This is a genomic window from Sulfurimonas denitrificans DSM 1251, from assembly GCF_000012965.1.
In the GTDB taxonomy this organism is placed as follows: domain Bacteria; phylum Campylobacterota; class Campylobacteria; order Campylobacterales; family Sulfurimonadaceae; genus Sulfurimonas; species Sulfurimonas denitrificans.
This window is the reverse complement of sequence record NC_007575.1, coordinates 2081813-2092425: the sequence shown is the minus strand read 5'-3', so window position 1 is coordinate 2092425 and position 10613 is coordinate 2081813. Positions and strand designations below refer to the sequence as shown.

Annotated in this window: 10 protein-coding genes; 5 read left to right on the top strand and 5 right to left on the bottom strand. The window is 35.4% G+C overall.

Going from position 1 to position 10613, the window contains the following annotated elements; translation table 11 throughout:
- The first annotated feature begins 17 nt into the window (after window positions 1-17).
- Complete coding sequence (locus SUDEN_RS10435; protein WP_011373624.1) at window positions 18-704, top strand: pseudouridine synthase; 687 nt, start codon at window positions 18-20, stop codon at window positions 702-704.
- Here SUDEN_RS10435 and SUDEN_RS10430 read toward each other — a convergent pair.
- Window positions 701-1204, bottom strand: a complete 504-nt coding sequence (locus tag SUDEN_RS10430) for a hypothetical protein (RefSeq protein ID WP_011373623.1) — start codon at window positions 1202-1204, stop codon at window positions 701-703. The genes SUDEN_RS10435 and SUDEN_RS10430 overlap by 4 nt on opposite strands.
- Window positions 1205-1365: 161 nt before the next feature.
- Here SUDEN_RS10430 and SUDEN_RS10425 point away from each other — a divergent pair, with 161 nt between their 5' ends.
- Together SUDEN_RS10425 and SUDEN_RS10420 are read left to right on the top strand one after the other, a co-directional pair.
- Window positions 1366-2580: a NifS family cysteine desulfurase gene (locus SUDEN_RS10425; RefSeq protein WP_011373622.1), complete on the top strand. Its 1215-nt coding sequence runs from the start codon at window positions 1366-1368 to the stop codon at window positions 2578-2580.
- Window positions 2581-2726: 146 nt separating this feature from the next.
- Window positions 2727-3701 (top strand): iron-sulfur cluster assembly scaffold protein NifU, encoded by a 975-nt coding sequence (locus tag SUDEN_RS10420; RefSeq protein ID WP_011373621.1) that lies wholly within the window; start codon window positions 2727-2729, stop codon window positions 3699-3701.
- Window positions 3702-3723: 22 nt separating this feature from the next.
- On the opposite strand, the gene SUDEN_RS10415 is transcribed toward SUDEN_RS10420, so the two are convergent.
- From SUDEN_RS10415 to SUDEN_RS11145, 4 genes are all read right to left on the bottom strand, one after another.
- Entirely contained in the window at window positions 3724-4536 is an 813-nt protein-coding gene (locus SUDEN_RS10415; RefSeq protein WP_011373620.1) for a UDP-N-acetylmuramate dehydrogenase, read from the bottom strand.
- Window positions 4536-4802, bottom strand: coding sequence for a flagellar biosynthesis protein FliQ (gene fliQ, locus SUDEN_RS10410; protein WP_011373619.1), 267 nt, complete (start codon window positions 4800-4802; stop codon window positions 4536-4538). The genes SUDEN_RS10415 and fliQ overlap by 1 nt, the downstream gene beginning before the upstream one ends.
- Window positions 4802-5665 (bottom strand): menaquinone biosynthesis family protein, encoded by an 864-nt coding sequence (locus tag SUDEN_RS10405; RefSeq protein ID WP_011373618.1) that lies wholly within the window; start codon window positions 5663-5665, stop codon window positions 4802-4804. The genes fliQ and SUDEN_RS10405 overlap by 1 nt, the downstream gene beginning before the upstream one ends.
- Before the next feature lie 65 nt (window positions 5666-5730).
- Window positions 5731-8043, bottom strand: coding sequence for a bifunctional diguanylate cyclase/phosphodiesterase (locus SUDEN_RS11145; RefSeq protein ID WP_011373617.1), 2313 nt, complete (start codon window positions 8041-8043; stop codon window positions 5731-5733).
- Window positions 8044-8244: 201 nt separating this feature from the next.
- On the opposite strand from SUDEN_RS11145, the gene recA reads away from it, so the two are divergent.
- Window positions 8245-9282, top strand: a complete 1038-nt coding sequence (recA, locus tag SUDEN_RS10395) for a recombinase RecA (RefSeq protein ID WP_011373616.1) — start codon at window positions 8245-8247, stop codon at window positions 9280-9282.
- A gap of 57 nt (window positions 9283-9339) precedes the next feature.
- A complete protein-coding gene (eno, locus tag SUDEN_RS10390; protein ID WP_011373615.1) occupies window positions 9340-10605 on the top strand; it encodes a phosphopyruvate hydratase in 1266 nt (421 codons plus the stop codon).
- Window positions 10606-10613 lie beyond the last annotated feature (8 nt).

Genomic DNA, 10613 nt, shown 5'->3' with positions numbered 1-10613 from the left:
TTCAAAAAAAGATATACATGCAAAATAGCCTAAAAAGAGTCGATGCACATCTCTCAAGTCTTGGATACTGCACAAGAAGTGAAGCAAAGAGATTTTTAACAACAAATAATGTTTCTGTTTATAATGAGAGAATTTTTGATGTAACCAAAAAAGTTCACCACTCAGAGATAAGAGTAAATGGCGAGCTCTTAGATGCAGAGCGGTTAGTTATTCTTATGAACAAACCTCATGGTGTTGTCTGCTCACATAGCGATTCTGGCGTGCTTATATACTCACTTCTTCCACCAAGATGGCAAAGAAGAAATCCAAAAGTATCAACAATTGGCAGACTCGACATAGATACAACAGGTGCAATTTTACTTAGTGATGATGGTGCTTTAAATCATAAGCTAACAAGCCCTAAGAGTGAAGTTACAAAAATATATGAGGTAACGCTCGCACAAGCTTTAAGAGGAGATGAGGCAGAGATTTTTGCAAGCGGAGAGCTTCTCTTAAATGGCGAGAAAAAACCTCTACTACCAGCCAAAATGGAGGTGATTGGACCCATACATGTAAGAGTGGAAATTTGTGAGGGGAGATATCATCAAGTAAAGAGAATGTTTGCTTCTGTTGGAAATAGAGTTACAGCACTACATAGAGCTAGTTTTGGAGATTTTAGTGTAGAGGATTTAAAACCCTCAGAGTTTAGAGAAATCTCTCTTTAAATTTCATATTTAAGGGCTTTTTTAAAGTACTCAGTTGAGCAAAAAAAGAGTGCTGAGAAGATAGGATTTATAGTTACAGAATCTTCATTTAACGTTTCAAATATTTTAAAATCAAATCCTTCTTCACTAAGAGCACCCTTTGTGATAACTTTAAACTCAAGAGGTGCAAGCGTTTTAACCATATTTAAAATTTTCTTTCTCTTTTTTTGACTCTCATTATCAAGTATATTAAAATTTTTACTCTCTGAGCTTTTGTGTGAACGCAAAGCATCTTCTAAAACGTCAAATTTATCTTTGAAAACTATTTTATTCCAACTGATTTTAAGCTCTTTTGAGTCAACTTTACATGCACTATCTATCAAAGCGTTAGGCTTTTTCTCCTTTATCGCTTCTACTAAACCTAAAAGAAAGTTTGCTCCACCGACACTTTGAGCACATTTTGTTATAAGCAGATGTATAAATGCTTTTGTTTCATCATTTTGTTGGTTAAAATTGCACATGAACTGTTCCTAGTTTTTTTATTAACTATAATTATAGCTTAAATGATGTATAAGTATAATTCTATTTAAGCATATCGTAATAACAAACCTATTATGATAACAAATACAAAGAAGACAAAATTTGTCTTAATTAAAAAAAACTAAATAAAGTAAGGTAAAATATGAAAGTTTACTTAGATAATAATGCAACAACGATGGTAGATCCATTAGTTGTTGAAGAGATGATGCCATTTTTCAGCGATATATATGGAAATCCAAATTCGCTTCACAAGTTTGGTACAGCATCTCATCCTGCAATCGCCAAAGCGATAGATCGGGTTTATAAAGCAGTAAATGCAAGAGATAGCGATGATATAGTTTTTACGTCATGCGCAACAGAGTCAAACAACTGGGTTTTAAAATCAATATATAGAGACTATATCGTAAATGGCGATAAAAACCACATTATTACTACAGAGGTTGAGCACCCGTCTGTTTATTCTGCATGTAAAGCTTTAGAAGAAGATGGTGTAAAAGTTACATATTTGCCAGTTAACTCTCAGGGCATAGTAGAAGCACATGTAGTTAAGAGTTTTATAACTGACAAAACTGCTCTAGTCTCAATAATGTGGGCTTCAAACGAGACAGGAATGATAAATCCTATAAAAGAAATTGGCGAGATTTGCAAAGAGAGAGGTGTTCTGTTTCACTCTGACGCTGTTCAAGCAGTTGGTAAAATTCCAGTTGATTTGCAAGATATTCATGTAGATTTTCTCTCAATGAGCGCACATAAGTTCCATGGTCCAAAAGGGATTGGAGCTTTGTACATCAAAAACTCACAACCGTTGTCTCCGCTTTTAAACGGTGGTGAACATATGGGCGGTCGCCGTTCAGGAACGCTAAATGTTCCATATATTGTAGCTATGGGCAAGGCGATAGAGCTAGCTACCGAAAATATAGAGGAGAAAATGGCATCAATTAGAGCAAAAAGAGATCGTCTTGAGGATGCTCTTTTAGAACTTAGTGATACTTTCGTAATCGGAGATCGTGAGCATAGAACGCCAAATACAATTTTAATATCTATAAAAGGTGTTGAGGGCGAGGGGATGCTTTGGGATTTAAATAATGGGCAGATTGGCGCTTCAACAGGAAGTGCATGTGCTAGTGAAGATCTTCAAGCAAATACTGTAATGCTAGCAATTGGAGCGGACAATGAACTTGCCCACACAGGCATAAGATTAAGTCTTAGTCGCTTTACAACAGATAGTGAGATTGATTACGCAATAACTCACTTCAAAAAATCAGTTGAACGCTTACGAGCGATATCTAGCTCATTTGCAAAAGTAGGACCAACTCCTGGCGGAGAGTCAAAAGAGTGTGAATTACATTTCCATTAATCACATTAGTTAAAAACAATCTGACACTTTCGTGTCAAGCTTCAGTGACGTAGCGGCTAGCGGAGCAAAAGGGACTAGTTCCTTTTGCGTACAAATCAGGGAAAAAAGTCTCCTTGAATTTATGAAATATATTAAAGGATTATATTATGGCAAAAAATGATTTATTGGGCGCTTCTTTATGGGATGCTTACTCAAATAAAGTAACAACTCTTATGAACAACCCAAATCATCAAGGTGAGATAACTGAAGCTGAAGCTCTTTCTCATGGCAACAAACTTATTGTTGCTGATTTTGGTGCTGAGAGTTGTGGGGATGCTGTACGTCTTTACTGGGAAGTTGATCCAAAGACAGATATTATTGTTAACTCTAAATTTAAGAGTTTTGGATGTGGAACAGCGATAGCTAGCTCTGACATCATGACTGAACTCTGTATTGGAAAAAAGGTTCAAGAGGCTGTAAAAATTACAAATATTGATGTTGAATTTGCTCTTAGAGATAGCCCTGAGATTCCGGCTGTTCCACCACAAAAAATGCACTGTTCTGTTATGGCTTATGATGTTATAAAAAAAGCAGCATCTCTTTATCTTGGAGTTGATTCTGAGAGTTTTGAGGAGGAGATTATAGTTTGCGAGTGTGCTCGTGTTAGCTTAAAAACTCTCCAAGAGGTAATCAGATTAAATGATTTAACAACAATCGAGCAGATAACAGACTACACAAAAGCAGGCGGCTTTTGTAAGAGTTGTATAAGACCTGGTGGACATGAAAAAAGGGAGTACTATTTAGTGGATATTTTAGCCGATACTCGTCGTGAGATGGATGAAGAGAAGATGAAAGCTGCAGCAGATGCAGGAGGTAGCGGAAGCTTTGAAGCAATGACTTTAGTGCAAAAAATCAAAGCAATAGATGCTGTTGTAGATGAGAATGTTCGTCAGTTTTTAATTATGGATGGCGGAAATATGGAAGTTATCGATGTAAAAACAAGCGATGAGTATATAGATGTTTATATCAGATATTTAGGTGCATGTAATGGTTGTGCAAGTTCTGCAACAGGAACTCTCTATGCTATAGAAGCAACACTAAAAGAGAAACTATCTAAAAAAATCAGAGTTCTTCCTATATAATTTTTTTAAAACATCAAACACTCTAGTTTGGTGTTTTAAATTCCATCATATATCTAATATCTAAAATCACTATTTCGCACTCAAGCCAAATTCCAAACTCATTTAAAACTCTTCTTTGTGCCTCTTGTATAAGGTAGATTGCATCATCAAATGTAGCATCTCCATGATTTACTAAAAAGTTTGCATGCTCTTTGCTAAACTCCATAGCACCAACGCTTAAACCCTTTAATCCAACTGCTTCAATTAGTCTGCCAGCATAATCGCCTTTTGGATTTTTAAAGCAACTTCCAGCACTTGGAGTTGATGGTTGATTTTGGCGCATTTTTTTAAATAGTTCTACCCTCTCTTTTAAAAATCCACTCTCTAACTCAAATGTAGCTTCTAAAATAGGGCTTTTTATATTTGTAAATCTATAGCCATACTCTATTTCATCTTTTAAAAAATCGCCCTTACATGTAGTGATAGAGATAAGGTTGTTAAAAATTTCGTACTCTTTTAGCCCAGCGTTCATAAAGACCAGTCCGCCGAGTGTTCCAGGAAGATGCGAGAGAAACTCAAAGTTTGCTATATTGTTTTTTTTACAAAAGGAGGCAATTTTACCAGATGGAGTTGCAGCCCCAATTTTAAGAGTGTTATTTTCAATCTTAATAAAATCATATTTTTTAGAGAGTTTAAGAAGAGGAGGGGGATTTGTGCCTACTAAAATATTGTTACATGAGCCAATTAAGTAGCTATCTTCATAGGGGGTGGAACAATCTTCTAAAATAGAGACATCAAAAGAGCCACCAATTTTTATTGAAGAAAATTTAGAGAAGTTAATACTCTGTTTTTTCATTATTCTACAAAGGTTGGCATCATATTAAACACTTCTGTTGTGAAGTCTATCATTACATTTAACATCCAAGGCATAGTTAAAATAATTACAATAGCTACACCGACAATTTTTGGGATAAAACTAAGAGTCATCTCATTGATTTGAGTTGTAGCTTGAAATATACTAACTGCCAAACCGATAAACATACCGACTAAAAGCCCTGGAAGAGCTAGCATAAGAGCTACTTTAAAAGTGTCAATGCCAAGAGTAATTAGCTTTGCCTCCATTATGAGTTTCTCAAGTTTTTATATTCACTAGGTATCATAAAATCTTCAACACTTATAGGTGTATTATAGAAACCGCTTTTATATCCAATCTCAAAGAGTTTGTTTATTGCTTTGTACTGCATAGCATTTAACGCAATAGAGTCATCATTGGCATATAGCTCAAGATACTTATCTAATGTTGGTGCATCTATTCGCACCAAAGATCTCTCTAGGAGCATTTGGGAGAGCTTATGTTTGTGCTCTCTTGCTATATGTACAGCTTTTGTTAGAGTCTCTTCATACGCAATAGATTTATTTAATGGTATAGAGCGGCTAATCGCCATTCCGCCAAGAGGAAGTGGCAGACCTCCACCTGAGAGTTCTTGCCAGATATCCCACATTTCACGCTCAACTTCAAGCTCGCTGTTGTAAGTTAAAATACTCTCATGAATAAGTACTCCAGCGTCAACTTTGCCCTCTATTACAGCTTGTTCTATATCTAAAAAGTTCATATAAGTTATTCGTGCATCTGGATAGGCTATACGAAAGAGCATAGCATTTGTTGTGTGTTCTCCACTAAGAGCAACTTTGAAATTACGCTTTAGGGTCACACCCTTTCTTTTTATAACCTTTGGTCCGTATCCATCCCCAAAACTAACAGCAGTTTTAAGCAAGGCATAATCGTCTCTTATGTGAGGATACAGAGCAAAACTGATAGCTACTATCTCATAAACTCCATCAAGAGCTTTTTCATTAAGTGTTTGAATGTCCTCAGCTATATTATCAAATATAACGCCCTCCATATCAACCCAGCCAAACTTTATAGCGTAGTACATAAAGATATCATCAGCATCTGGTGAGTGAGCAATAAGCGTCTTTTTCAAAGTATCTATACCATCCTCTAAGAGATTAAAACGTAAACTTGATTTTAACTAAATAAGCATAAATTCTACATGTAATTGAGTAAAAACTCCCTACATTCATTCACTTTTAAGGGTTTAGAGTAGAAGTAACCTTGAATATTATGGCAACCCTCACTTAGAAGAAAATCTCTCTGCTCTTTAGTCTCTACACCCTCAGCAATTAGCTCTAAGGAGAGATTATTCGCTAGAGCAATAATTGTTTTAACAATTGCAATATCATCTTTATCATGTGGTAAATCTTTTACAAAACTGCGATCAATTTTTAATTTATCTATCGGAAGACGTTTTAGGTACGACAGCGATGAGTAACCCGTTCCAAAATCATCAACAGAGATAGATATCCCAAGCTCTCGAATAGCATTGAGTGTAGATGTTACATGTAGGCTGTGTTTCATAATTAGCCCCTCTGTTATCTCTATCTCTAAATCTTTAGGGTCAATTCCTATGTCGTTTATTTTTTGACTTAAAAACTCTACATAATTATCGTCTTCTAACTGTTTTGCTGATACGTTTATAGAGAGCTTTCCGCACACAATATTCTCTTTTTTCCATAAGAGAACTTGTGCAGCAGCCTCTCTCATCATCCATCTATCTATCTCTATAATAAGTCCAATATTTTCTGCAAAAGGGATAAATTTCACTGGTGGAATAAGTCCGAGCTCTGGATGATTCCAACGAATTAGTGCTTCAAGACCTATAACTTTATCAACTCTAGCGTCTATCTTTGGCTGAAAATAGACCTCAAACTCTTCGTTTTGAATTGCTTTTCTTAGGTTGCTCTCAAGAGTAGTTCTCTCAAAAGCCAGCTCTGTCATTTTTTTGTCATAAAATTGGTATCTATTTTTACCGTTACTCTTCGCCTCGTACATGGCGGTATCAGCATTTCTAATTAAGATATCTCTACTATTTCCATCATCAGGAAAAATACTTATACCAATGCTAAAAGTTGTATGAAGTTTAACCTTATTTACGTTAAAAGGTTCACTCATAGCACTCATGATATTTGTCACAACTTCAACTGTTTGTGTCTCGTTTGAATTATTTAGTATGATAATAAACTCATCGCCGCCAAATCTTCCGATAGTGTCTTCTTCTTTTATTAATTTTTTTAATCTTCTAGAGATATCTTGTAGAAGTTTATCGCCTACTTCATGATTATAAGTATCATTTATCTCTTTAAATCTATCAAGGTCCAAAAATAGAATTGATACTTTTTGTCCATTTTTGCTTGCTACGTTTATGCTATGCTCTAGCCTATCTATAAGTAACGTTTTATTTGGAAGATTTGTTAGATGGTCATGACGAGATAGATGTTCAAGCTCATTAGCCGCTGTTTGAACTTTTTTTTGTAAATTTATATTTCTTTGTTGTATCTCTCTTCTCTCATTTGTAAAATAGATGTAGAAGGAGAGTAAAATCAAGAAAACAAAAAACGAGAATAAAAAGAAAATCAAACTATCCCTTACTCTGGAGATAGAGCTAAAATCAATAGCGTCTAAATCTTGAAATATAATAAAATAAGCAATCTCTTTATCATCAACTCCCATAAGATGATAAGTACTTATAAGCTTATTTTTCTCCTCATTTACATGAAAGGGCATCTCATTTAGAAAATGAGTTATACCTTTAGTTTTTACAATCTCAAAGTGCTCTTTATTATAGTTTGAATTTGCTACATAGTAATCTGAGATAAATGTCTTTTTTGATGGTTCAATCAAGAGCTTTTTGTACTTCTTATCTGCTAAAAAGATGATTTCATACCCAGCATCTCTCATTTTTAGATCTATTGAATCAAAGTTAGAAATAGCTTCAATTGAGCCAATAAAATTATCGTTTTTATAAATTGGCACCATAGATTTGAAAGTTATATCAAAGATGCCAGCACTGATTGAAGATATTACATGTGGATTTCTTATCATCTCTGCTACATCATCTCGTATAAGGGAGAGGTCATCATCTCTCTTGTCTATCCAGCTTCTATAAAAACTTTTACCATCTGAGGATATAAGTTGAAACCAAGTTCCTTTTAAAGATGTGTTTTTACTTAGATTGTCTGAAAATTTGAGTAGATTTAATCTCTGTATATTTCTTTTTGCCAGAGCCTCTTTGATTAGTATATCGTTTGCCAAAGGGAGCGTTACAAACAAAAGAGCCTCTTTTTTCTCATTAATAAGTGTTTTTAGTTTGTCATGCGCTTCTGTAGTTAAATTTTGATATTTTTCACTCTTTAGAGTTTCTACTTTAGAGGTTATAAAAATGAAACCGACAACTAACCAAATAATTGATATTAAAATTAGAGGTTTGGGTGAAAAAAAGTTAAGCTCTTTTTTTGATATCAATTTATAACCTTATTACGAAGAGATATTAATCTGTTATTGTACACAATAAACAATGTTTTAACAAAAAAAAGGTAAAATCACATTAAGTTATGCAAGTTTTTTCTACATAAAAAAAATTAATATGACAATTTGCAATATTTTTTAGTAAAAGAGTTCAATTGTCATATAATAAGTCTAAATTTACTATAAAGTGAGCCTAAAATGGACGCAAATAAACAAAAATCACTAGACTTGGCGATGAAACAGATTGATAAGGCATTTGGCAAAGGCGCTCTTATGAGACTTGGCGATAAAGAGATAATGCCAATAGAGTCAATTAGTACAGGTTCTCTTGGACTTGATTTAGCTCTTGGAATAGGTGGAATACCACAAGGTAGAGTTGTTGAGATATATGGACCTGAGAGTTCTGGTAAAACAACTTTAGCTCTTCAAATAACAGCAGAGTGCCAAAAAGCTGGCGGAGTTTGTGCTTTTATAGACGCAGAACATGCACTTGATGTTGGGTATGCTAAAAATCTAGGTGTTGATGTTGATAATCTTCTTGTATCACAACCAGATTATGGCGAGCAAGCACTAGATATTGTTGAGACTATTGCAAGAAGTGGCGCAATAGACCTCATAGTAATTGACTCTGTTGCAGCTCTTACTCCAAAATCTGAAATAGAGGGCGAAATGTCCGACCAAAACGTTGGTGTTCAAGCAAGACTAATGTCAAAAGCACTTCGTAAATTAACAGGCATACTTCATAAGATGAACTGTACAGTTATCTTCATAAACCAGATTCGTATGAAAATAGGAATGATGGGATATGGCTCTCCTGAGACTACAACAGGCGGAAATGCTCTAAAGTTTTACGCTTCTGTTCGTATTGATGTCAGACGTATTGCATCGCTTAAGCAGGGTGAGAGTCAGATTGGTAATCGTGTAAAAGCAAAGGTTATAAAAAATAAAGTTGCTCCTCCGTTTCGTCAAGCAGAGTTTGATATAATGTTTGGAGAGGGAATCTCAAAAGAGGGTGAACTTGTTGACTATGGCGTAAAACTTGATATCATTGACAAAAGTGGCGCTTGGTTCTCTTATGGAGAGACAAAGCTAGGTCAAGGTCGCGAAAATGTTAAAGCTAAGTTTATGGAAGACAAAGTGTTGGCACATGAAATTGAAGAGAAGATTAAAGCAGCTATGGGCTTAGGTGATCTTATGACAATGGACAGCTTAGATATAGAAGATGTCGATTTATAAATTCACTATAAAAAAATGATAAAATAATATACTTAATACAAAAGAGGTGGTTAGAAGATGTTTATTGATAATGTAAGTGCGATTGAAGTAATGGATTCTCGCGGAAACCCAACAGTAAAAACGACGGTAGAATTAAGCGATGGAACAAAAGAGAGCGCAATCGTACCATCAGGTGCAAGCACTGGAAAACGTGAAGCACTTGAACTACGTGATGGCGGAAGCAGATATATGGGCAAAGGTGTTTTAAAAGCTGTAGAAAATGTAAACGCTCAAATTTCTGATGCCCTAATAGGACTCTCACCGTTTAATCAAGCTGTAATTGATGCAACCATGAAAGAGTTAGATGGAACTGACAACTACGGAAACTTGGGAGCAAACGCTGTTCTTGGCGTCTCTATGGCAGTTGCACGTGCTGCTGCAAAAAGTCTAGGAATCCCTCTTTATCGTTATTTAGGTGGTGCTAATGCTATGGTTATACCAACACCTATGTTAAACATTATCAATGGCGGAAGTCATGCCGACAACTCAGTAGATTTTCAAGAGTATATGATTATGCCAGTAGGATTTGAAGATTTTGCAACTTCACTTCAAGCAAGCGCTGAGGTTTATCATAATTTAAAAGCAATTTTAAAATCTAAAAAACACAATACGGCACTTGGTGATGAGGGTGGTTTTGCACCAGATTTATCTTCAAATGAAGAACCAATTCAGATAATAATGCAAGCAATTGAAAAAGCTGGATATAAAGCGGGTGAACAGATGGCAATCGCACTTGATGTTGCCGCTTCTGAACTTGTATCTGATGGTGGTTATAGACTTGATAGCGAAAACAGAACAGTTACCTCTGCTGAGCTTGTTGATTATTATGTAGATTTATGCAACAAGTATCCAATTGTCTCTATTGAGGATGGCTTGAGCGAAGATGACTGGGATGGCTGGAAACTACTTACCGAAAAATTAGGCGATAGAGTTCAGCTTGTAGGAGATGACCTTTTTGTAACAAATGCTACTATCTTAAATGAAGGCATTAAAAAAGGCATTGCAAACTCAATTCTTATCAAGCCAAACCAAATCGGATCAGTGAGTGAGACTATGCAGACAGTTCGTCTCGCTCAAAGAAATGGTTATAAATGTGTTATGAGCCATCGTTCAGGGGAGAGTGAAGATGCCTTTATCGCTGATTTTGCAGTTGCACTTAATTGTGGCGAAATAAAGACAGGCTCAACAGCAAGAGGAGAGAGAACAGCTAAATATAATCGCCTATTAGAGATTGAGAACGAAGTGGTTTATGGTGAATATTTAGGTTCAGAGCTTTTTAACTAAGAGCTATT